We start from the raw sequence: 20,939 nt of genomic DNA, 5'->3' as shown, positions 1-20,939 counted from the left end.
ATCAAAATAAAAAGCTCTTCGGTATCAAAACGGTGTTATCATAAAAAGAATGGTTACTTTCTTCCGAAATTTATAAAAAAATTATTGTGGAGATTTGAAATCATTTAATTTCGTAGATAGAACAGACGTAAAAGAAACCTTACTACACAGGAGGACAACCATGGTAAAACAAGACTACCTTATGCGTCTCATTCATGAAATGGTACGCACAATTATGAAACTGATTTTTAATATTGATGAAAAGACCGTAGACATAGAGCAGGAGTTAAAGGAAACATCAGACCTCTATGGACGGTTGCTGAAGTTGGCGGATGCGGGCAAAATAAATGAAGCGGAAAATCTGTTGTATGAGCAGTTAGAGAACGGGCAGGTAGAAGATTTGAAGGCAGCACTTGGGTTTTATGACCACTTGAATGATTATACAGAAGAATTTTTGGAAAAAGCCGATTATTCAAGAGAGGAAATAAAGAGTGGTCTGGTCAGTGTTTTGAAAATGTATGGCTATGAAGGCATGACCGGATTGCTGATGTAAACCGGGTGCAGAAACGAGGCAGGAATCCCGGCCTATCTTCTTGCAGAGCCAGAAAAAAAGTGCTAAGATAAAATAAATAAAACGTAAGCAGGAAAGAAAATGAAGCAATGGAAAACAAGACTGGCAATCTGCTTATGTTTATTACTGGCAGCACCGACAGTTATCAGTGCACTTCCGGTGAATAAATTAGAGGCAGAAGCTGCAAGTGGCACAAGTACGAATGTCTATGGATATTACACAGACATACAGGTAGAGCAGGGCATGACTTTCAACATGGGAGATTTGTTCCAGTATTCTCAGTATAAGAATAATAAAGAGATCAAGGGCGGATATCTCTCAGACCTCTCTAGTGGAGTATCCTATAAGAGCAGTAATAAAAATGTGATCACGGTCAGCTCTAAGGGTGATATTACCGTAAAGAAGACCGGTAAGGCAGTCATTACTACAAAGTACAAAGGAATTCCTGTTAGTACAACGATCACAGCAGTAAAGAAAAACGGTCTGAAATCAAATAAATATAGCAGTCTGCGTTCAAAAGCAAAGAATGTTGCAAAAGTATATGGTAATGGTATTACATCAAAGAACCGTTATAAATTAGCACAGGCAGTTATGACATGCCAGAATGCTCGTTGGGCTGTCACAAGGGAATATATCAGTCAGACAGGATTTGTTTCTTATTACTCCGTACAGACCGGAAGTGCTCATCGTTTAGTTGCACCGGAAATGATAAAGGCAGCAAAGATCAGTTCAAAACTCAGTGAGTATGCCTATAACAATAATCCGGTTGGAACAAAAGCAAGTAAGAACTTTAAGATTACAAGTGTGACTGCAAAGAAAAACCGTGAAACACTTACGATCAAAACAAATAAAAAACTAAATGATACACAGGTATTTGCAATTAAGTATATCTATATCAATGACACCTATCTTCAGAATGATAAAAAAGCAGTGTTTAATGTATATGTCAAAGATACAAAGACAGGACATTACTATCGTGGTACAGCATATGCAAAACAGGGCAGCAATCAGATCAGCGTAAGAATGGATTACCTCAAGCTGAAATCAAATACAAAATATCAGGTATATTACATGGTCAATGACAAAGGCTGGGCACAGGGAAAGACATTTACAGCAAAATAAAATATAAGAAAAGGGGCTGTGTAAACAGCCTTTTTTCTATATACAGGCGTGGAAAAGAAGATGAGTAAAAAGACAGGAACAAAAAAGAAACAAACCAAACACAAAGAAAAACAACAGGGATTTAACGATTTACTGATACCAATGTTACTGATCCTTTGTATTATGCCGTTTATTGTAAGACTGGCACTCTATTCCTGCGGATATGCAAAATATCCGTGGTATTCGGATGAGGATGTGATTATGGATCTGTACAGTTATTACCGTTGTTATTTTTTTGAAGTAGTTGCAATTTTTACGGCGGCGGTACTGGCATTTCGGATCGGACTGTTTCCGGAAAACAGAAAAAAAATGAAAATATTTATCTCGTTGGCAGTGTATGCGGGAATGATACTGCTTTCGACCCTGTTATCCGTAAATATGGGAGCGTCATTTACCGGAAATTTTTATCAGTTCCAGGGCGTACTGGTTCTGTTGGGATATCTGGTATTTTGTCTGTATGCCTATCAGGTAATGGAGCAGGAAAAAGACTATAAAACCATCTGGTATGGGATCGTAGCAGTATTCATAGTCATGGCGGTGCTTGGAATATTTCAGATAGCCAAAAAAGATCTGTTGGATTTTGCATGGATGCAGCGGTTGGTGATGTCCAAAGAACAGTTTGCAGAGTATGGCGGCACGTTAGAGACTATTTTTAGCGGAAACAACGTGTTCTTAAGTCTGTATAATCCGAACTATGCAGGTGTATTTCTGACCATGTTCGCACCGGTTTTTGCAGTGATGTGCAGCAGTGAAAAAGAGAAAAAGAAGAAGATTTTCTACGGGATATTGTGTGCAGGATGTCTGATCCTGATCTGGTTTACCTACTCCCGCTCCACATTTTTTGCATTGCTTGTGGCATTAGTCGTAGGATGTATCCTTTCTAAGGAGAAGATCGGGAAACTGATGAAATATATTTTGCCGGGAATCCTTATTTTAGCGGTAGTATTTGTAGGAATTGACAAAATCAATGATTTTCACTATCTGTCCAGATGGAAGGAAGATACACCAAAGACGAAGTTAGAGCGCATGATCACATCCAAAGACGGAGTGGAGCTTTGCTATGATGGAAAGGAATATCTCATCACCTTAGAGGATAAAAAAGCGAAAATTTACGATAAAAAAGGCAGAGAAACCGACATCAAAAAAGTGGAATATTCTGCGAAAATGGCAATAGCAGAGTATGACGAAGAAAAATACATAGACGTATATCTCTGCAACCAGACATTTACGTTTGGAAAAAACAGCAAGGGGTATTATTACCGGACAGAGAACGGAAAAGAGACACAGCTTACCGACATTCCAAAAGTCGATGCGGGCGGCAAAGAATATTTAGGTTCGGGACGAATTTATATTTGGAGTAGAACCCTGCCGATCTTAAAAAAATATATCGTTGCAGGAAGCGGACCGGATACATTTGCAGAAGTATTTCCACAGAACGACTATGTTGGAAAGGCAATTTATGCTAACAATCCGGCACGGGTGATTGAGAAACCGCATAATGACTACCTGATGCAGTGGGTACAGAATGGATTCTTAGCACTTGTGGCAATGATAGCATTTTATGTACTCCTGTTAAAAAAATGTGGAACGTTTTATTACAAACGTGAGTTGTCAGATATAAAGACACGACTGGGACTGGGGTGTTATCTGGGATGTATCTGTTATATGGCAGGCAGTCTGTTTAATGACAGTACACTGTATACAACACCGGTGTTCTGGATTTTTGCCGGAATCGCACTAGGGTCAGCATATGAGGTAGAAAAATAAAACCAAGAATCAAATAAGGGGATATCAGCATGAAGACTTCGGAAGAATTACGCAATCTGTTAAACAGGATCGACCATAAAGGTTATCCGGCATACAAAGATGCAAAAGGGCAGTATCAGTTTGGAACGTATGTGTTGTCCATTGACCTTGTGCAGGGAGATCCGTTTGCATCTCCTTCCAAGGTCAGTGTTCACATCAGCGGAAAACAGGCGGGATTTGATGCCTGTTTGTATGACACAACCTTTAAACGGATTGCACTGCAGGATCATCTGTTACGAAAAATTGCGACAAATATCAGGGAATATTCCTTTAAGGCAAAGGGTTCCGGGAAGAGTGGACTGATCTCTGTTACCCGGCCGGGACAGGAAATCTTAAATCGCAGTGCATGTGTCATTCAGCCGAAAAACGGAGATCTGGTGGTACGGATGGAGATCGGATTTCCGGCAAACGGAAGAACCATCAATGCGAGAGAATTAGAAAAGATTTTATTCGATTTCCTGCCGGCATGCATCAAAAAGACAATGTATCAAAGATCATACCGGAAAGAAGAGTTAGAGCAGGTGGTAGATCTAGCCATAGATCAGAATTATATCCGGGAAGAACTGAAAAAAAGAGGTCTGGTGGCATTTGTAGCCAATGGAGCGGTTCTTCCGAGAAAATCCGGAGTTTCCATGCAGCCGATGAAGGATGCCGTTTCTTTTGTGTCGCCAAAATCCATGGAAGTGACGATGGAACTGCCACATCATAGAACTATCAAAGGAATGGGGATCAAAAAAGGAATTACTCTGATCGTCGGGGGTGGATATCATGGAAAGTCCACACTGTTAAAGGCATTGGAGTCAGGGGTATATAACCATATTGCCGGGGATGGACGGGAGTATGTGATCACGGACGACAGTGCAGTCAAACTGCGTGCAGAAGATGGACGGAGTATTCAAAAAGCAGATATTTCCATGTTTATTAAGAATCTTCCGAATGGAAAAAATACAACGGAATTTTATACGGAGGATGCCAGTGGAAGCACCTCTCAGGCGGCAAATACAGTAGAAGCAATGGAGGCGGGCTCAACCCTGTTTTTGATCGATGAAGACACCAGCGCTACGAATTTTATGATCCGGGATGAACTGATGCAACGAGTGGTCAATCGGGAAGAAGAGCCGATCATCCCATTTATTGACCGTGTAAGCGAACTCTATGAAAGAGAGGGGATTTCCACGATTTTAGTCGCCGGAAGTTCCGGCTCCTATTTTCACAAGGCAGATACGGTGATTCAGATGAAACAATATCTTCCGGTGGAAATTACGGATTTTGCAAAAAAAGAGGCAGAGCAGTTTCCATTGGTATTAGAGCATATTGCAGAGGCAAAGCTGCCATCGTTTGAACGGATTGTGAAGCGGGACGTTGCTTTTCAAAAAGAGAATCGCATCAAAATGAAGGCATTGGGAAAAGAAGCAGTTTCCGTTAATCGTGAAGAGGTGGATCTGCGTCTGGTCGAACAACTTACAGACCATGAACAGTTAGAAGCGTTAGTGCAGATCTTAAAATATATGAAGCTGCATATGTTTGACGGAAAACGCACGCTGCAGGAAGCAGTGGAGGAACTGTATACAGCTATGCAGAAAAAAGAATTTGCAGCATTTTGCACGGGAGGTATACCGGGAAATCTTGCACTTCCGAGAAAACAGGAAATCTATGCGGTGCTAAACCGCTGTAGAGGATTGTTAAAGATCGAATAAGAATCATATGAACATAGGTAAGATTATATTAGGAATTCAGGTGAAGAAATTTTGAAACCAAAAGTAAAAGCACAAAAGCTGGATATACACGGTATTTCCGAAAAGCAGAACGTTTTCCACAATTATGATGGCGTATCCGCTCAGTTTGTCCATTACGGCAGTGCTGATGTTTATTGCACTGCTATGGTACCGACCGTCGAAAAAATATGCGGCTGGTAAGGCATAGTTAGAAAAATGTGTTATAATGCCCTTATGAATAAACAGGAAATTTACAATTATTTAAAAGAACAAAACATCTGGCACGAGGTGACAGAACACAAAGCAGTATTTAATATGGAGGAGCTCGCCGAGGTGGATATTCCGTACCCGGAGGCTGATGCAAAGAATCTTTTTGTACGCGATGACAAGAAAAGAAATTACTATCTGATCACAGTGAAGGGAGATAAAAAGGTAGATTTAAAAGAGTTCAGAAAGAAAAATAACACGCGTCCTTTGCGTTTTGCATCTGAAAATGACTTAATGGACATCCTGGGACTGATACCGGGGGCGGTAACACCGCTTGGAATCCTGAATGATGAAGAGAGAAAAGTGCAGGTGTTTTTAGACAGAGAGTTTTTAGAAGGACGAAAGCTGATCGGAGTCCATCCAAATGAGAATACGGCAACCGTCTGGTTAAAGACAGAGGATTTACTCGATATTATAAAAGAACATGGCAACCCGGTACAGGTTTTAGAACTTTAGTTAAAAGAAGATTTGATTTTTGAGGTACAAAAAGATGAGTCACGATGGCATTGAAAAAGCAAAATTAGAGGATTTGCCGAGGATACTTCAGATCTATGCATCTGCCCGGAAATTTATGAAGCAGTCAGGCAATCCCAAGCAGTGGGGAGACAGTTTTCCGCCGGAAAGTCTGCTGGTAAAAGATATTGAAAAAGGGCAGCTTTATGTGATAAAAGATGATACAGGTATTCATGGAGTGTTTGCTTTTATCATTGGAAAAGAGCCGACCTATGAAAAGATAGAACAAGGAGCATGGATTTCTGATACAGAGTATGGAACACTGCATCGTGTTGCCGGAGATGGAACGATTCATGGTATTTTTGATAAGATCGTAGATTTTTGCGGACGGAAAATAGAACATCTGAGAGTAGATACGCATGAACAGAATCGGATTATGCAGCACCTCATCAGCAGAAATGGATTCCAAAAGTGTGGGATCATACATGTGTTAGATGGAACACCCCGAATTGCTTATGAGAGGCTAAAAGAATAATGTTACATATACAAAAACCACAGCAGGATATTACGGTGCAGTTAGAACAGGGAAAAATCCTTCCACTGGTATTCCGTCTTACAATACCTGCTGTTATTGCGCAATTAATTACATTTTTATATAACATCGTAGACAGAATGTACGTTGCCAGAATTGATGGCTCCGGAATGGATGCATTGGCAGCGTTGGGAATCGTTTTACCGATTACACTGATTATTCAGGCATTTGCAAATCTCGTTGGACTTGGCGGTTCTCCGCGAGCCGGTATCAAACTGGGTGAAGATAATTGTAAGGAAGCCAATCGCATTTTTAATACGGCATTTTTCATGTTGCTGGTGCTTGGAATCTTGATTGGCATGGTTACTTTTCTGTTTTCTAAACAGATCGTGCTGCTCTTTGGATGTCCACCCAGTGCTGTCGGATTTGCTACTGCCTATTTGAAAATTTATTCCTGTGGTACGCTTTTTGTCATGCTGGCACAGGGGTTGAATCCGTTTATACTGACACAGGGATATTCATTTATTGCAATGAGTGCTGTTTTAATCGGTGCAGTCATCAATATTGTGTTGGACCCAATTTTTATTTTTACTCTACGGATGGGAGTTCGCGGCTCCGGTCTGGCAACAATTTTCTCGCAGTTTTGTTCCTGCATCTGTATTATTTGCTTTTTCTTCTCTAAGAAAAGTCTGTTTCATTTTTCTGTTAAGGATATGCAGATTTCTTTTGCAAGAATTGCCAATATTGTGTCACTTGGTTTTACTCCGTTTATTATGACACTGACAGAATGTGCCATCCAGATTGTTTTTAATATCAATCTTAATCGTGCTACGGGAGGAAATAAGGATTATACGGCTGCATTGACGGTTATGCTCAGTGCATTACAACTGATTTCTCTGCCGTTAAACGGTCTTGGGAATGGAATGCAACCGTTTGTCAGTTACAATTACGGAAAGGGAAATGCAGAGCGATTAAAGCAGGGCATCCAATATGTGACGGTAATTGCCTTTATTTTTGCGGTATCCATCTGGTCGGTTTCGCTTGCGGTTCCCCAGATGTATGCACATATATTTTCGTCTAGTGAAGCAGTGACGGGCATTGTGAAACATTATACGCCGTTTTTTTTGATGGGTTCCATTATGTTTTTTGTACAGATGACCCTGCAAAATATCAATGTTGCTCTCGGTCAGGCAAAATCTGCCCTGTTACTTGCGGTCATCCGGAAAGTTATTATTTTGATTCCACTCTGTTTTGTGCTGACGCATTTTCTGGGCTTTAAGGGTGTATACATGTCCGAGGGAATTGCCGATCTTGTGGCGGGAATCATTACTGCGATAGTCATATTTAAGACATTTCCAAAAATCTTTCGGGAGCGTGAGATAGAGGTAAAAGAGAAGATGCAAATAAGGTGAAATATATGAGTGGGATAGACGGAGATATGGTATGAAAAATCATTACATCACATCATTTGTACAAAGTCTGAAGCAGTTACAATTTTAGGATATTGCAAACCGGATTCCAGAAAATCTTTATCCCCTGTCAGCAAAATATCGGCATTGGCATAAATGGCAGCCCGAAGAATGGGACGGTCATTCACATACCAACCCATGATTCGGATAGCTTACAGCTTTGGTAAAGGCTTGGTAAGGAGTTCCCTTATGATTTAATGCGGCAGAAATTAGAATATTAGTATCAATTAGAACGTTCATTAAACCTCACTTTCTGCGCGTACTTCTTTTACTAAGTTTATGACTGCATCCTCGGATGTGAGTTCTGCTTTTGCTGCTTCTCCGGTCATCTGTGCCTGGAGCATCTGCATTGCATAGACTGCGGAATTGATTAGACGGACATTTCCGTTTTCGACAACAAAAGTAACTCTGTCGCCATTTGAAACCCCCAGAATTTCTCGGATATCTTTTGGAATAGTGATTTGTCCTTTTGACATGACCTTAGCGCTATCTATAAATGTATTAGTTGCCATTAAAACACCTCCATTTTTAAGTATGAAAAGTAGGGAAATTCGTACTCATATTATATGCTGTATCTTTATAATTATCAACTATTTTTACAGCATTATATGAAATTTTATATTTTTTTATAATAGTATTTGTAAAAATATGAAGCATGTTCGTAATTTTATTTCAAAAACAAAAGCAGATAGATTCAACACAGGTCTATCCGCTTTAAAATTCATATATTTAAGTTAGCTACTAGCTATTGTACTGATCCTAGCCAAAGTATCTCTTCAACAGTCCTGCAAATGCTTTTCCATGTCTGGCCTCATCCCTAGCCATTTCATGCACGGTATCGTGGATCGCATCGAGATTCAGTTCCTTTGCACGTTTTGCAAGGTCAAATTTTCCGGCAGTAGCACCGTTTTCAGCAGCAACTCTTAACTCTAAGTTCTTCTTTGTGCTGTCCGTTACAACTTCGCCAAGCAGCTCTGCAAATTTAGCAGCATGTTCAGCCTCTTCAAAAGCAGCTTTTTCATAATACATACCGATTTCAGAATAGCCCTCGCGGAAAGCAACTCTAGCCATCGCCAGATACATACCAACCTCAGAACATTCTCCTTCAAAATTCATTCTTAAATCAGAAATAATATCTTCGCGTACACCCTGTGCAACACCGAGAACGTGCTCTGCAGCCCAGCTCATTTCACCTTCCTGTTTCTGGAACTTTTCAGCCGGAGCTTTACAGATCGGACAGACATCCGGAGCAGAATCTCCTTCATGAACGTAACCACATACACTACATACATATTTTGCCATAATTTTTTTCCTCAACTTTCTTTTTATATTTTTAGTTTGCCTGCTTTAGCAGGAAATATTCTTTATTAGTAATAGTAACTATTACTGATTTTAATATAACAAAAAGTAAGACAGATGTCAACTACTTTTTAAATTAAATTTTTTGGCACATTCCGGGCATTTTCCAAAGAAGTGTGTAATATTGCCTTCAACAATGCCATCAAAATTGTGGTTGGCAATCACATTGATATGGTCAATTGACTCCATTTTTAAATCGTAAACGGCACCGCATTCCGTGCAAAAAAAGTGGTAATGGGGGTCGATACATCCGTCAAAACGATCCGGTCCGACACCTGTGGAAATCTTCAGGATTTCTCCGTTTTCCGCTAAAAGAGCCAGATTCCGGTACACCGTCCCAAGGCTGACATTTGGAAATTCCTCCTTAATGCCCAGATATACTGTTTCCGCGGTAGGGTGATTGGAATGGGTGGCGAGGTAAAACTGAATCGCCTCCCGCTGTTTACTGTGTTTTCTCATAAAAACCTGCTTTCTATGTCAGAACAATATAATAATAGTAATGATAACTAATTACAAATATAATATATAATAAAAAAGAAATCCTGTCAATTCTTTTCAAAAATCCTGCTGCATATATATAGGTAAAAAGCAATTAGGAGGAGCAATGCAGAAACTAAACCGTTTTGTCACCTACATTTATTCTTATCGTGACAGCCAGAGGGATACCAATGTGGGATTTGCAAAGGTGGATTGCAGAGGAGGGATTGTCCGCTTAGAAATACAGATACGAAAAAAAATAAAGGAAACAAAAGAAGCGCAGATCTGCCTGTTAGCGGGGACACCGACGCAGCCGGAGGCAATTCCGATCGGAGTCATGAAGTTTGAAAAAGAGACAGGGATCTATAAAGGAAGATTTTCGGCGAGTGAACTGGGCGGAAGCACTTACACCTTTGAGCAGGTGACCGGACTATATATCAAAGGCGAGCGGGAACTGTTTGCAAGCCAGTGGACGCAGGAAGAGATCCGCATAGCGGGAGTCAGAGTATTAGCAGTAGAAGAGAAACCGGAAGAAGGAATGTTGCAGGAGAATCCATCACAGGAAAGAAGAATATCAGAAGAACAGATGCAGGGAGAACCGTCCCAAGGGACAGATTTTCAGGAAAAGCATCAACAGCAACGAGAAGTGCCGGAAGAATATCAACAGAAGCAACAGACAACAGAAGCACAACCGGAGACATTACAGACAGAGTCATTGCAGAGACGAGAAAGACAGGGAAGACAAAGGAGAGAACAGCCGGAAAGCCCGACACTGCGGGCGACAGAGGCCGAACCGCAGTATGACTGGCGTTATGAATGGGAAAAACTGGATAAAAGTCCCGGAAATGAGCTGGTATTTGGCTTAGCTCTTTGGACCAGACATAAGGGCAAACCGTAAGTGGTCCTGCCATACGCCCTGAATCCAGGCACTTCCATGGGCAATGCCCTCCGCGGTAAACTCCAGTTTTTTCAAAAGATGTATCGAGGCATTATTGTCAGGATTGACATAGGCCTCAATCCGGTGGAGCTTTAATTCCGTAAAAATAAAGGAGATTAGAAAATGCAAAGCCTCCGTCATATAGCCCATATCACGGTAGGCAGCATCCATCTTATAACCGATGACACAGGACTGGAAAATGCCGCGGGAAATGTGCTGGATACTCATGGTACCGATAATGTGGTCAGGATGTTCCTTTTCAAACAGCCAGAAACGGACAGCCTTTTGCTGTAACATCATCTGATATTCGCACTGAAGGAGGCTCTTTTGGTATGGTAGAGTATAAAAATTTTCCGGTTTTTCACCATCGTACTTTTCAAAAGTAGAGCGGTTATTTTTGTGAAATTCCAACGTTTTTCCGGCAAAATCGGAAGAAAGGATCCGAATGTTAAGACGTTCGGTTTCATATTGAAAATTCATGCATCAACACCTCGAATCTCCACATGGGGAATATATTTCTGCAAAAGGGACTGGATATCCTCCAGTTCTTTTTTGGTATAGGAAGAAAAAACAGGGTGGATCACCTGCTCGGATTCCTGATAAGACTGCAAAAAATAGGAATCAGCACCGGCGATCCACGCACCGATTTCTTCAAAATCTTTAAGAGTATGCAGCTCCCTCACAATCGTTGTGCGGAATTCATAAGGCACCGTTCCTTCCAATAAAAAGGCAGCGGATTCTGCGATTTTTTCCATAGAAAAAGAAGGAGCGTTGCAGATTTCCTGATAGCGGGAAGGGGCGTGTTTGATGTCCATAGCCACATAGTCGATCAGATTGCTGTGGCAGAGAGACTTTAAAACCTCAGGATGGGAACCGTTAGTGTCAAGTTTTACTAAATATCCTAAATCTTTGATTTTTTTAATAAAATCAAAAAGTTCCGGCTGCAAGGTCGGTTCGCCTCCCGTGATGCAGACACCGTCTAAAATGCCCTGCCGTTTTTTTAAATGGGAAAGGACGGTATCCTCAGAGATCAGCGGCAGACTGCCGGGCGAAAGCACCAGATCACCGTTGTGGCAGTAAGGACAGCGGAAATTGCAGCCGCCGAAAAAAACGGTACACGCAAGATAGCCGGGATAATCTAAAAGAGTTGTTTTTTGAAAACCATGTATTTCAAGCATAATGACCTCACATAATAATCCTGTATTACTATAGATTATGGCACAGACAGATTGGAAAGTGAAGATTAAATTGACAAAACGGAGAAAATTATGTATACTTATATTTCCGAGCAGCTGGGGTGGCAGCGGTACCCTGTACTAGCAATCCGCTATAGCTAGAGTGATATTCTGCCTCGGGTCTTAGATGTTAAGGCAGCCCTTTGTAAGTGGCGTTGACGTTTGGGTCTTACGCAACGGAAATCTGTGAACCGTGTCAGGTCAGGAATGAAGCAGCACTAAGCAGAACCTTTCGTGTGCCGTGAGGGTGCCTGGACTGAGTTAACTGCAAAGGTAACGTTTGGCATCGGGATTCAAAGCAGAATGCTCGGATTTTAATGCCTATTATTTTATTTAGAATTAGAGAAGTTCCGGTCTGGAGGGACAAGCATGGTAAAAAAAATAAGAGATTTTCTCTATGAATTATGTAATTATTTAGAGCTGATTATGGCAGTGGTAGTAGTTGCCGGAATTGTCATTGCAGCATTGGGATTAAGAGAGGAATTTTTGCTGTTCTGGTCACAGAGAGGGCATACCGGATCATTTTATGTATTCCTCGATGCAATCTTTGAAATTGTCATCAGTATTGAGTTCTTAAAAATGCTCTGCCAGCCGAGTGCCGATACCGTATTAGAGGTATTGATTTTCCTGGTATCAAGGCATATGATTATAGGAGATACGTCGGCATTTGAGGATTTTGTATCAATTGTCAGCATAGCATTGCTTTTTGCAATTAAAAAATACATTCAGATTCCGCCGGAGGCAGGAAAGAGAAAGAGTATTTTTTCTACATGCAGGAATGAGATAGGGGATGAAAAATCCGATGGAGAAGAATAGGGAAAAATATATGCGCGCAGCCATACGGGAAGCCAAGAAGGCGTATGCCTTAGAAGAGGTTCCGATTGGCTGCGTGATTGTGTATCAGGACAAAATCATAGCGAGAGGTTATAACCGGCGTAACACCGATAAGAATACGGTTGCCCATGCAGAAATGTCTGCAATCAAAAAGGCGAGTAAGAAGCTGGGGGACTGGCGCTTAGAGGGATGTACGATGTATGTGACCTTAGAGCCTTGTCAGATGTGTGCAGGAGCGATTGTACAGGCGAGAATCGATGAAGTTGTCATAGGAAGTATGAATCCGAAAGCAGGATGTGCGGGTTCTGTGTTAAATCTCTTGGATATTCCTGCGTTTAATCATCAGGTTCATATTACGAAGGGAATTTTAGAAGAGGAATGTTCGCAAATGCTCAGTGGTTTTTTTAAGGAACTGCGGGAAAAAAAGAGGAAAAACAAAGAAGTTGTATAAAAATGTAATTTTATAACCAAAAACTGAATGAAAAACATGGAAATTATATAGAAAACAAGTTATAATATCGTATAGAAAAAAAAGAAGTCAGAATATAGATGAAATGTTAGAACAAAAATGGTAATGGAGGTACGGTTATGGGGGAAAAATCATATCCGATTACTGTGGAGCAGTTTCAGGAAGGCATTGAATTGCTGTGTCCATGTATGGACGACTACTTATATTTATACGATTTTAAAAAAGATTATTACTATATCTCCTCCCATGCATTGGATAGATTCTGTATGCCGACAAATGCTTTTCATGATGTCCAAAAGACGCATGAAAAATTTGTGCATCCGGAGGATTTAGAAATGCTTCAGGAAGATCTTTCTCAAATGAAGCAGGGCATCAAGCATTTTCATAATCTTCAGTATCGGTGGTTGGGACTGGACGGACAGCCAATCTGGATTAACTGCCGTGGACGGACAGTGAACGGTGAAGATGGGCAGCCAATGTGCATGGTCGGATGTATTAACGAGATAGGAGCAAAGCAGAAGGCGGATAATGTCAGTGGTCTGTTAGGAGAAACCAGCCTACAGGATTATTTATATACCATAGGCAAGGTGTTTCCGGAAGGATTCATTCTGCGTATCGGTATTGATGATTTTAAAGACATCAATGAAAATCTGGGTATCGAATACGGCGATATGATCATCCACGAGACAGCCAACTGCATCGCAAGATGTATTGCACCGGGGCAACAGCTTTATCGCATTGTGGCAGATGAATTTATTATTGTGGATTTTCTGGGCGGAACTACGGATGAGGCAAAGAAGCTGTATAAGAAAGTCCGTTTTGAGATAGACAGGTTCATAGAGCAGAATCATTACGAGACAGTCTATACCATTTCAGCAGGTCTGTTAGAGAGCAGGGATGTGACGGAGCACTCCTTTCAGAATCTGATGAAGCTGTCAGAGTTTGCACTAAGTGAAGCAAAGCGTGATGGCAAGAATCGCTGCTACATATTTTGTAAGGAAGATTATGAGAAGTTCCTTAGGAAAAAGGAACTGGTACGCGATTTGAGGCGTTCGGTATACAATGATTTCAGTGGATTTGAGACGTATTTTCAGCCGATTGTGAGTGCGGTGGATAATCAACTGTTTGCAGCCGAGACCCTGTTGCGTTTTCATTCGGAAAAAATGGGTATGGTTTTACCGGTGGAATTTATCCCGATTTTAGAGGAAACAGGTCTGATTATACCGGTTGGCAAATGGGTGCTTCATCAGGCACTGTCCGTATGCCGTGAGGTTCACAAGCATGTGCCGGATTTTAAAATCAGTGTCAATGTTTCCTATATACAGGTTATGAAGAGTCCGATTCTGACAGAGATTTTAACCAGTGTCAGGGAATACGGTTTAAAGCCGGAAGATGTTATTGTAGAGTTGACGGAGAGCGGCTTTTTAGAGTCAAATTATCGTTGTATGGATTTGTGGAAGCGTCTGCGTGAGCATGGAATTTTACTTGCGCTTGATGATTTTGGAACGGGATATTCAAATTTCCATTATCTGTATGACCTCAGTCCGAATATGATTAAAATTGACCGGACCTTTACGGTAAGGGCATTGAGCAATGAATATGAATACAATTTGCTGCGTCATATTATTGAGATGATTCGCGGCATCAATTTAAAGCTCTGCATAGAAGGAATTGAGACGAAAGAGGAGTTGGAGCGTATTAATCGTCTGAAACCGGATTATATACAGGGATATTATTTTGGAAAGCCATGTCCTTATGAAAAATTTTATCATGATTTTATAGAGCAGGCATAGGATAAGGAGAAAACACATCATGGCGATTGAACAGGTCAGGGAATATTTTAGGAAAGCCGGGATAGAGGAACGGATACAGGAGTTTGAGGTTTCGAGTGCCACGGTGGAATTGGCGGCAGAGGCACTGCGTTGTGAGCCGTGCCGAATCGCAAAATCGCTGTCGTTTCTGGTGGATGATACGCCGGTCTTAGTAGTCACGGCAGGCGATGTGAAGATTGATAACCGGAAGTATAAAGAACAGTTTGGAACAAAGGCAAAAATGCTCAAACCGGATGAGGCACCGGAGCGGATTGGTCATGCGGTGGGCGGTGTATGCCCGTTTGCCGTAAAGGATGGAGTAAAGGTTTATCTGGATTGTTCCTTACGGAGATTTGATACTGTATTTCCGGCATGCGGGAGCAGCAATAGTGCCATTGAATTGTCGATACCGGAAATGGAGCAGTATTCCGGATTCATAGAGTGGGTAGATGTGTGCAAGAATCCTTAAAGGGTTCAGGGATGCACGTTTGCCGGAAGTGACTAAAAAAACAGCAGGAGGTTTGATGCAAAAACTTCCTGCTGTAGACATTTTAATTACTAATTATTAATTTTAGATTTAATTTTTATTCATCAGATTTTTGCCTGCATTCCATGCTGTTGCAACTTTCTCACCTGTAGAATAATAGCCATTCTGAAACTGATCAAACATTAGAGCGTGAAGTTTCTCCGGGTCTACCTTGCCATTCTCAGAAAGTACATCTTCCTCTGCTTTAACATTTACAATCTTTCCAACGATTCCTGATACATGCTCTGTATCCAGAAAATCCAGAAGTTCACATTCCATTACGACAGGAAATTCTTCGGTACTCTCTTACAGAAAGAGGCATCTCACTCATGGAAGTTCTTGATCAGCTATGTACCTGGGGCGAAGAAAATAGAAGACCAATCCCTGAAACGCGTTAACCATAACTTTTCAGGGATTGGAGGACCTGGAGGCTTTTTTCTTAAAACATTCTCAATATATTCTCGATATCCCTGCTCCAAAATACTGAATGCACAGCTGTTATCAGTTAATTTCTTTTTCATAATTCTGGAGATATCGATTGTAGTCCTTATTTATACGGTAAAAATCCATATTTTATCCTCCATAGTATAACAAAACAGGGAGATAAGAAGCTTATCTCCCTGAATATTAACGATTCGCATTTTAAGCTGCGAAGCACTTAAATTAAAGGTTCACATTCAAAGTAGTGAAGCACTTAAATTAAAGGTTTGCACTCAAAGTAGCAACGCACTTAAATCAAGCAAGTAATCTTGCTCATCTATATTATATGTAATTATCATGAAAGGATCAATAAAAATATTTTGATTTACATTTACAATTTTCTTATCGGATGCCTGATAACAGTTTTGCATTTTTCCTGTGCAACTTTTCTAGGGTCTGATAAATAGATTTCGTGATGGTGTCGTTCATTGGTGAAAACTTCATTTCCACCTAAAAACATGATGAACCCTCGCAACTTCCGAGTTGTTTAAATTCTACATCAAACTATTCATATACACTTTCGTATATCTTCTCGCCATCTTGAAGAATTAAACGGATTTCTGTATTTCTTTCACATAATTCCTTTTCTTGTTCTTCTGAAAAAGTATATTCATACTTCCCATGCTCATCTAAACAAAAAATTGAGTGCTCCATTTTTCCTTCCTGATCCCTTCCACTCCACCGTATTTGGATATTATCTCCATTTTCTATTGTATAATAATCCAAAACTGCATTGTGGAAATGAAGCACGAAATCAAAATACTTCGGCATTGACTGATTTGGCAACGTATAATAGCTTTCCTGGTCAATCATCTTTTTATAATAACCTGACTGCTTATCAAAACGAAATTCATTCATTTCCACGCCTTTATGAAACTTCGTTTCTAAAGAGTTTTTTGCATTATTCCAAGCAATGCCCCAGCCTGTTGCACCAATCGCCAATGCTGCCACAATACAAACCAGAATTAAAATTGCATTTTTCTTAAATCTTTTACTAAACGTTATTTCCTTATTCAATTTTTTGACCATCTTCTTATCCTCCTTTAGCATAACATCCAGGGAGATATTAAATTCATCGCTCATAGAAATCAGAGTTTCTAAATCCGGATAATTCTTTTCTTTCTCCCAATTTGATACTGTCTGTCGTGTAACATGAAAAATTTGGGCAAATTCTTCTTGTGTCATTTTTCTTTCTTTTCGTATATCCAAAATTGTCTGTCCTAATTTCATGTCATGTGTTCCTCCTTTCAGTATCATTATGCTTTTAATTCTTTCAGATGGCTAGCAAGTCAAACTTGCATTGAATCATGCACTGCGCAAGTGTTATTTACATGCCTGATTTTAACTGATCATACCATAAATTAATATATTTAGTTGACAAATCGCCAATGCCGGGGAAATATAAAAAGGTGTGCCTCACAACGTCCGATTTTTCAGAGCTGATTCTGCATCATGCATAACCGCAAGTTTCCATTTATTTCTTTTTGCGGTATTTAGGTTCAATACCTACTACATACGCTGCTATAGCCGCAATACTAATAAGCATTGCACCCAATATTGGTATTATAATTAAACCCGAATTTTGCCTATCTAATAAAGGCAATCCAATTAATGTAAACAAAACACCATATACGCACCACAATATACCCAAAGCACGATTATAACCTTTCACATCTTCTATAGGTGCTACCTCAGCATTTGCCCAAAAGCCGAAAGGTTTTGCTTTCTTAGAATGAAACTCATAGATGCCCATTACAATAAATAATAAGCCGATGATTCCCCAAATTGTAAATGCTATGAATCTTTCTTCCATAAGAGGTATCCTTTCTTTGCAAAACACTTCTTGCATTTTATTCAAAAAAATCATTTTGAGGTTTGAGTTTTAAGAGTTGGTCTTGTATGAAAAGAAGAAAAGTCTTATCGTTCAAACCTTTCAAATGTTCGGATTGACATTTTTTCTATCGTATTGTATTATCTATTCATGAAAGAAATGGGTTTTGTGCCAAGTAAAGCCTTATGGCTCCAACGGGGTGCTCGTTTCTTTTTTTATGTCTATAATATCGTATAAATACATTTTGCCATCGCTTGCATGTCTTATTAACAAAGATGCATGAAATACATTATATCTTTCTATATTTTCGTTATCATCATATACAGGTAGTGCAAAATACGAATTATATCTATACCAGCCATTTTTTGCATTCCAATTATGTTTCTCTTCATTATTTTCTCTAAAAAATCTTCCTGTTGATATTTCTATCATTTCAGGAAGTCCCTGTGCTGCATTTGCTTTAGCCTTTGCCACTGCTCCGTTCAACTTTTTTGTATATACAGATCCTGAATATTCACTTGGTAAATCAGATCCAATATATATAACATCTCCAGTAGAAGCCACCTTATAAAAATCACCGATATATTCTTTCAAGTATGCCCGGACTTCTTTCCAATGAATGGATCTTTTTCCCTTAAATCTAATATCATTTATCACTACAATATTGTTCCCATCAACATCCTGAATAACAGAAATATTACGTCGCTGTTTCTTCGTATGGCTAGTTTCATTAATCTCTTTACAAATTTCGAGGAGTTCCAAATATCTTATAATTCCCCTCTTTCCTTCAACATCTGATTTTCTAAACAATTCCAGCATATGATCTTCATCTATGAAATAATCCGTAGAAGTTACTTGAACCGGACTTCCTTCATCACAAAGCAAATCCACTAGTGACATATCCAGTGCTTTACATATTGCGGCAAGTTTATCTGCCTGAGGATTGATCTGTTTCTTTCTCCAGTCGCTGATTGTACTTGTTGCAATACCAGTTCTTCTGGACAGTTCCGTCTGACTCATATGTAGTTCGTTAAGTCTGGCAAAGATTTTTTCATATAACTTCATGGTACAATACCCTTTCTACGCCTGCTAATTCCGATTTTTCGGATATTGTATCATAATCAATTACCAATATCAATATTTATCCGCAACCCACAACCATTTTCATTTTCTCGTATCTCATTTTTACAAATCTTTAACATGAAAGAATTGCAATCTTATCTGTACCATATTTTTCCCCAAATTTATTAGGCACTTTTTCTGAATATTTCCTTGCAAGGCAACGATTGATATGCGGTCGGTAAAAAATGTATTCCATGACTTGTTTTAGCGCAGTACTTCCGTAACCCTCTCCCTGTTTGGAAGCATCTATCATCATATTCCGGAATATCATAATCGTAGATGACCATTACGTAACCAACCATTTCATCCCCAGCATAAATTCCAAATGGCTGGCACTGATCTCGATAAACATACGCTTGTGCTAAACTTCGGATTGGATGGGAAACATATTCCTCCTGTCCCTCAGCCAGTTTTAAACGGAATGCATCAAGAAAGTTGCTTCAGTAATTTTTCTCAGATTTATCATTTATTTTTCTCCCTTTGTCAAATACCTATTTTTATGTTTCTTTTTCAATTCATCAAACTGGAATTTATATAATTATTCCTCTAACTTTCCCCATTTTATAGGCTTTCCCGCCTGTCCATTAGTGAAATGATATGTAGTTTCCCTTATTTTTGCCCTTATGAGATAATCACAAGGGAAATAAGGGAAATTTTTTAGTCATTGCCCACCACTTTATCAAGAAGCCGAACTGATTTTCGTTTCGCATCTCTTGTGGAGTGAGCATAGACGTTCATTGTGGTACTGACATCTGAGTGTCCCAACAATTCCTGCACATCTTTTGGGGCAGCTCCATTTGCTAAAAGGTTGCTTGTATAGGTGTGACGTAACTGGTGGAAATGAAAGCCTTCAAATCCCTCTAATGTTTTTGCCACCTTTCTGCAAACAGTCCCCAAAGTAGTTGGAAGTTCCAAACAACCATCCGGTCTTAAACAGACGAAAGAAATTTCTTTATAATCTGTCGGGACTTCCTCTGTTCTGTCTAAACAATAATATTCGTAGTACACTCTGTTTTTCTCTTTGACCGCTTTGTAGTAGTTCGTGTGATAAAGTTCTCCGTACTGCATTCGATTTTTTAACTGCTCTTTCCGGGCATTACGGAAAATCTCTACCAGCGTATCTCCAAAATCAACAATCCTCACTTTTTTCCGCTTGGTTGGTCCGATGATATATTTGCGCTTTGAGCCATCGTATCGGATGCTACGTCTTATGGTAAGGCATTGTTCTTCCAGATTTACGTCCTGCCACGCCAAACCGCAGGCTTCTCCAATACGAAGCCCGGCATAATAGGCTATCTGGATTGGAAGTATTGCGGCTGGGTTCTTTTTTTTCAGATAAGCAAGCAATCTTTCATAATCTTCTCGTGAAATTGGTTGGATATTTCCGTCCATGTCCTCGTCTGAAAACAAATCAACTTCATCCGTCTGATACCGCAGTTTAATATACTGCATGGGATTAAACGTAATATACTGTTTTGGAAATACTGCAAAGCGGAAGGACTGCTGCATGACTGCGGAAAAAGAATGGATGTAATCTTTGCTGTAACCCTTTCTCTCTTTTCCGTCGGGATGAACTCCCCCGAAGGAAAGCAAATCAAAAAAGGATTGCAAATGCTCAGAGGTTACATTTTTTAATTTCCGTTCTGCCAGCGGATGTTTCTTAATATTTCGGATTGTTCCGAGGTAATTCTCCACAGTACCATTGCTGAGCGTACCTGTTTTTAATTCCTCCTCTGCCCACACATCCAAAAGTTGTCCGACTGTGAGATTTTCCGCTTTGGCAACAAATTTCTTTTTCTCATAATCATCCATTGCCTGACGGAGCAGTTTTTCAGTTTCACTTTTGCTTTCTGTTCCAACGCATTCTTTCTGAACAAGATTGCCGCTTGCGTCCTCTACATAGAA

24 protein-coding genes, 1 other RNA gene and 1 pseudogene are annotated in these 20,939 nt (G+C 40.0%); 15 read left to right on the top strand and 11 right to left on the bottom strand.

The genetic code is table 11. From position 1 onward, the window contains the following. Window positions 1–160: 160 nt before the first annotated feature. The 8 genes from WMO43_RS09445 to WMO43_RS09410 all read left to right on the top strand — a co-directional run bounded on the left by WMO43_RS09445 (window position 161) and on the right by WMO43_RS09410 (window position 7,896). The gene (locus WMO43_RS09445) at window positions 161–532 is read left to right on the top strand and encodes a DUF6483 family protein (RefSeq protein ID WP_353530991.1); all 372 of its coding nucleotides are present in this window, start codon (window positions 161–163) and stop codon (window positions 530–532) included. Window positions 533–631: 99 nt separating this feature from the next. Further along, entirely contained in the window at window positions 632–1,672 is a 1,041-nt protein-coding gene (locus WMO43_RS09440) for a hypothetical protein (RefSeq protein WP_353530990.1), read from the top strand. Window positions 1,673–1,732: 60 nt separating this feature from the next. After that, on the top strand, window positions 1,733–3,478 hold the full coding sequence (locus WMO43_RS09435) for an O-antigen ligase family protein (RefSeq protein ID WP_353530989.1): 1,746 nt from the start codon (window positions 1,733–1,735) through the stop codon (window positions 3,476–3,478). A 29-nt stretch (window positions 3,479–3,507) separates the two neighbouring features. Further along, window positions 3,508–5,214 (top strand): ABC-ATPase domain-containing protein, encoded by a 1,707-nt coding sequence (locus WMO43_RS09430; protein WP_177962538.1) that lies wholly within the window; start codon window positions 3,508–3,510, stop codon window positions 5,212–5,214. A gap of 51 nt (window positions 5,215–5,265) precedes the next feature. Continuing rightward, window positions 5,266–5,433, top strand: coding sequence for a hypothetical protein (locus tag WMO43_RS09425; protein WP_177962537.1), 168 nt, complete (start codon window positions 5,266–5,268; stop codon window positions 5,431–5,433). A 33-nt stretch (window positions 5,434–5,466) separates the two neighbouring features. Further along, entirely contained in the window at window positions 5,467–5,955 is a 489-nt protein-coding gene (locus tag WMO43_RS09420) for a prolyl-tRNA synthetase associated domain-containing protein (RefSeq protein ID WP_177962536.1), read from the top strand. 19 nt (window positions 5,956–5,974) lie between these two features. Continuing rightward, window positions 5,975–6,487 carry an N-acetyltransferase gene (locus WMO43_RS09415; protein WP_353530988.1) on the top strand — a complete coding sequence of 171 codons (513 nt, stop codon included), beginning with the start codon at window positions 5,975–5,977 and terminating at the stop codon, window positions 6,485–6,487. Then, on the top strand, window positions 6,487–7,896 hold the full coding sequence (locus WMO43_RS09410; RefSeq protein ID WP_177962534.1) for an MATE family efflux transporter: 1,410 nt from the start codon (window positions 6,487–6,489) through the stop codon (window positions 7,894–7,896). The genes WMO43_RS09415 and WMO43_RS09410 overlap by 1 nt, the downstream gene beginning before the upstream one ends. 296 nt (window positions 7,897–8,192) lie before the next feature. On the opposite strand, the gene WMO43_RS09405 is transcribed toward WMO43_RS09410, so the two are convergent. The 3 genes from WMO43_RS09405 to WMO43_RS09395 form a co-directional block, all read right to left on the bottom strand. Beyond that, a complete protein-coding gene (locus tag WMO43_RS09405) occupies window positions 8,193–8,465 on the bottom strand; it encodes an AbrB/MazE/SpoVT family DNA-binding domain-containing protein (RefSeq protein ID WP_177962533.1) in 273 nt (90 codons plus the stop codon). Window positions 8,466–8,712: 247 nt separating this feature from the next. Further along, a complete protein-coding gene (locus tag WMO43_RS09400; RefSeq protein ID WP_177962532.1) occupies window positions 8,713–9,255 on the bottom strand; it encodes an NADH peroxidase in 543 nt (180 codons plus the stop codon). Window positions 9,256–9,372: 117 nt separating this feature from the next. Beyond that, window positions 9,373–9,771, bottom strand: coding sequence for a Fur family transcriptional regulator (locus WMO43_RS09395; RefSeq protein WP_177962531.1), 399 nt, complete (start codon window positions 9,769–9,771; stop codon window positions 9,373–9,375). Window positions 9,772–9,916: 145 nt separating this feature from the next. Here WMO43_RS09395 and WMO43_RS09390 point away from each other — a divergent pair, with 145 nt between their 5' ends. Continuing rightward, window positions 9,917–10,687 (top strand): hypothetical protein, encoded by a 771-nt coding sequence (locus WMO43_RS09390; protein WP_353530987.1) that lies wholly within the window; start codon window positions 9,917–9,919, stop codon window positions 10,685–10,687. Here WMO43_RS09390 and WMO43_RS09385 read toward each other — a convergent pair. After that, window positions 10,652–11,206, bottom strand: a complete 555-nt coding sequence (locus tag WMO43_RS09385; RefSeq protein WP_353530986.1) for a GNAT family N-acetyltransferase — start codon at window positions 11,204–11,206, stop codon at window positions 10,652–10,654. The two genes, WMO43_RS09390 and WMO43_RS09385, sit on opposite strands and share 36 nt — an antisense overlap. After that, window positions 11,203–11,904: an anaerobic ribonucleoside-triphosphate reductase activating protein gene (locus tag WMO43_RS09380; protein ID WP_353530985.1), complete on the bottom strand. Its 702-nt coding sequence runs from the start codon at window positions 11,902–11,904 to the stop codon at window positions 11,203–11,205. The genes WMO43_RS09385 and WMO43_RS09380 overlap by 4 nt, the downstream gene beginning before the upstream one ends. Window positions 11,905–12,010: 106 nt before the next feature. Between WMO43_RS09380 and ffs the strand changes: the two genes are divergently transcribed. From ffs to WMO43_RS09355, 5 genes are all read left to right on the top strand, one after another. Beyond that, window positions 12,011–12,272: signal recognition particle sRNA large type (gene ffs, locus WMO43_RS09375), an RNA gene on the top strand. A 58-nt stretch (window positions 12,273–12,330) separates the two neighbouring features. Further along, entirely contained in the window at window positions 12,331–12,777 is a 447-nt protein-coding gene (locus tag WMO43_RS09370) for a hypothetical protein (RefSeq protein ID WP_353530984.1), read from the top strand. Continuing rightward, window positions 12,764–13,246 (top strand): tRNA adenosine(34) deaminase TadA, encoded by a 483-nt coding sequence (gene tadA / locus WMO43_RS09365; protein WP_353530983.1) that lies wholly within the window; start codon window positions 12,764–12,766, stop codon window positions 13,244–13,246. The genes WMO43_RS09370 and tadA overlap by 14 nt, the downstream gene beginning before the upstream one ends. 137 nt (window positions 13,247–13,383) lie before the next feature. Beyond that, window positions 13,384–15,057 (top strand): bifunctional diguanylate cyclase/phosphodiesterase, encoded by a 1,674-nt coding sequence (locus WMO43_RS09360; RefSeq protein WP_353530982.1) that lies wholly within the window; start codon window positions 13,384–13,386, stop codon window positions 15,055–15,057. 19 nt (window positions 15,058–15,076) lie between these two features. After that, on the top strand, window positions 15,077–15,544 hold the full coding sequence (locus WMO43_RS09355) for a YbaK/EbsC family protein (RefSeq protein WP_353530981.1): 468 nt from the start codon (window positions 15,077–15,079) through the stop codon (window positions 15,542–15,544). Window positions 15,545–15,652: 108 nt separating this feature from the next. Here WMO43_RS09355 and WMO43_RS09350 read toward each other — a convergent pair whose 3' ends face one another. Continuing rightward, entirely contained in the window at window positions 15,653–15,880 is a 228-nt protein-coding gene (locus tag WMO43_RS09350; RefSeq protein ID WP_353530980.1) for a hypothetical protein, read from the bottom strand. Between WMO43_RS09350 and WMO43_RS09345 the strand changes: the two genes are divergently transcribed. Next, window positions 15,835–15,999 (top strand): winged helix-turn-helix transcriptional regulator, encoded by a 165-nt coding sequence (locus WMO43_RS09345; protein WP_353531080.1) that lies wholly within the window; start codon window positions 15,835–15,837, stop codon window positions 15,997–15,999. The genes WMO43_RS09350 and WMO43_RS09345 overlap by 46 nt on opposite strands. Window positions 16,000–16,412: 413 nt before the next feature. On the opposite strand, the pseudogene WMO43_RS09340 reads toward WMO43_RS09345, so the two are convergent. The 5 genes and pseudogenes from WMO43_RS09340 to WMO43_RS09320 form a co-directional block, all read right to left on the bottom strand. Next, a pseudogene (locus WMO43_RS09340) lies at window positions 16,413–16,508 on the bottom strand (GyrI-like domain-containing protein); the annotation flags it as partial. Window positions 16,509–16,585: 77 nt separating this feature from the next. Then, the gene (locus WMO43_RS09335; RefSeq protein ID WP_353530979.1) at window positions 16,586–17,311 is read right to left on the bottom strand and encodes a helix-turn-helix transcriptional regulator; all 726 of its coding nucleotides are present in this window, start codon (window positions 17,309–17,311) and stop codon (window positions 16,586–16,588) included. Between the two features lie 244 nt (window positions 17,312–17,555). Next, a complete protein-coding gene (locus WMO43_RS09330; protein ID WP_353530978.1) occupies window positions 17,556–17,894 on the bottom strand; it encodes a hypothetical protein in 339 nt (112 codons plus the stop codon). A 201-nt stretch (window positions 17,895–18,095) separates the two neighbouring features. Next, a complete protein-coding gene (locus WMO43_RS09325) occupies window positions 18,096–18,977 on the bottom strand; it encodes a helix-turn-helix domain-containing protein (protein ID WP_353530977.1) in 882 nt (293 codons plus the stop codon). A 714-nt stretch (window positions 18,978–19,691) separates the two neighbouring features. Continuing rightward, the coding region (locus tag WMO43_RS09320) for a tyrosine-type recombinase/integrase (RefSeq protein WP_353530976.1) at window positions 19,692–20,939 on the bottom strand (1,248 nt) is incomplete at its 5' end.

The sequence above is a fragment of the Maccoyibacter intestinihominis genome, assembly GCF_040096355.1.
Taxonomy (GTDB): Bacteria; Bacillota; Clostridia; order Lachnospirales; family Lachnospiraceae; genus Maccoyibacter; species Maccoyibacter intestinihominis.
Note: the sequence above shows the minus strand (reverse complement) of the source record. Positions and strands in the feature narration are given on the sequence as shown.

What these genes read in the sequence shown, in the direction of transcription:
- WMO43_RS09445 (WP_353530991.1), top strand. Translation starts at nt 161, where the DNA reads ATGGTAAAACAAGACTACCTTATGCGTCTCATTCATGAAATGGTACGC.
- WMO43_RS09440 (WP_353530990.1), top strand. Translation starts at nt 632, where the DNA reads ATGAAGCAATGGAAAACAAGACTGGCAATCTGCTTATGTTTATTACTG.
- WMO43_RS09435 (WP_353530989.1), top strand. Translation starts at nt 1,733, where the DNA reads ATGAGTAAAAAGACAGGAACAAAAAAGAAACAAACCAAACACAAAGAA.
- WMO43_RS09430 (WP_177962538.1), top strand. Translation starts at nt 3,508, where the DNA reads ATGAAGACTTCGGAAGAATTACGCAATCTGTTAAACAGGATCGACCAT.
- WMO43_RS09420 (WP_177962536.1), top strand. Translation starts at nt 5,467, where the DNA reads ATGAATAAACAGGAAATTTACAATTATTTAAAAGAACAAAACATCTGG.
- WMO43_RS09410 (WP_177962534.1), top strand. Translation starts at nt 6,487, where the DNA reads ATGTTACATATACAAAAACCACAGCAGGATATTACGGTGCAGTTAGAA.
- WMO43_RS09405 (WP_177962533.1), bottom strand. Translation starts at nt 8,465, where the DNA reads ATGGCAACTAATACATTTATAGATAGCGCTAAGGTCATGTCAAAAGGA.
- WMO43_RS09400 (WP_177962532.1), bottom strand. Translation starts at nt 9,255, where the DNA reads ATGGCAAAATATGTATGTAGTGTATGTGGTTACGTTCATGAAGGAGAT.
- WMO43_RS09395 (WP_177962531.1), bottom strand. Translation starts at nt 9,771, where the DNA reads ATGAGAAAACACAGTAAACAGCGGGAGGCGATTCAGTTTTACCTCGCC.
- WMO43_RS09390 (WP_353530987.1), top strand. Translation starts at nt 9,917, where the DNA reads ATGCAGAAACTAAACCGTTTTGTCACCTACATTTATTCTTATCGTGAC.
- WMO43_RS09385 (WP_353530986.1), bottom strand. Translation starts at nt 11,206, where the DNA reads ATGAATTTTCAATATGAAACCGAACGTCTTAACATTCGGATCCTTTCT.
- WMO43_RS09380 (WP_353530985.1), bottom strand. Translation starts at nt 11,904, where the DNA reads ATGCTTGAAATACATGGTTTTCAAAAAACAACTCTTTTAGATTATCCC.
- WMO43_RS09370 (WP_353530984.1), top strand. Translation starts at nt 12,331, where the DNA reads ATGGTAAAAAAAATAAGAGATTTTCTCTATGAATTATGTAATTATTTA.
- tadA (WP_353530983.1), top strand. Translation starts at nt 12,764, where the DNA reads ATGGAGAAGAATAGGGAAAAATATATGCGCGCAGCCATACGGGAAGCC.
- WMO43_RS09360 (WP_353530982.1), top strand. Translation starts at nt 13,384, where the DNA reads ATGGGGGAAAAATCATATCCGATTACTGTGGAGCAGTTTCAGGAAGGC.
- WMO43_RS09355 (WP_353530981.1), top strand. Translation starts at nt 15,077, where the DNA reads ATGGCGATTGAACAGGTCAGGGAATATTTTAGGAAAGCCGGGATAGAG.
- WMO43_RS09350 (WP_353530980.1), bottom strand. Translation starts at nt 15,880, where the DNA reads ATGGAATGTGAACTTCTGGATTTTCTGGATACAGAGCATGTATCAGGA.
- WMO43_RS09335 (WP_353530979.1), bottom strand. Translation starts at nt 17,311, where the DNA reads ATGAAATTAGGACAGACAATTTTGGATATACGAAAAGAAAGAAAAATG.
- WMO43_RS09330 (WP_353530978.1), bottom strand. Translation starts at nt 17,894, where the DNA reads ATGGAAGAAAGATTCATAGCATTTACAATTTGGGGAATCATCGGCTTA.
- WMO43_RS09325 (WP_353530977.1), bottom strand. Translation starts at nt 18,977, where the DNA reads ATGAAGTTATATGAAAAAATCTTTGCCAGACTTAACGAACTACATATG.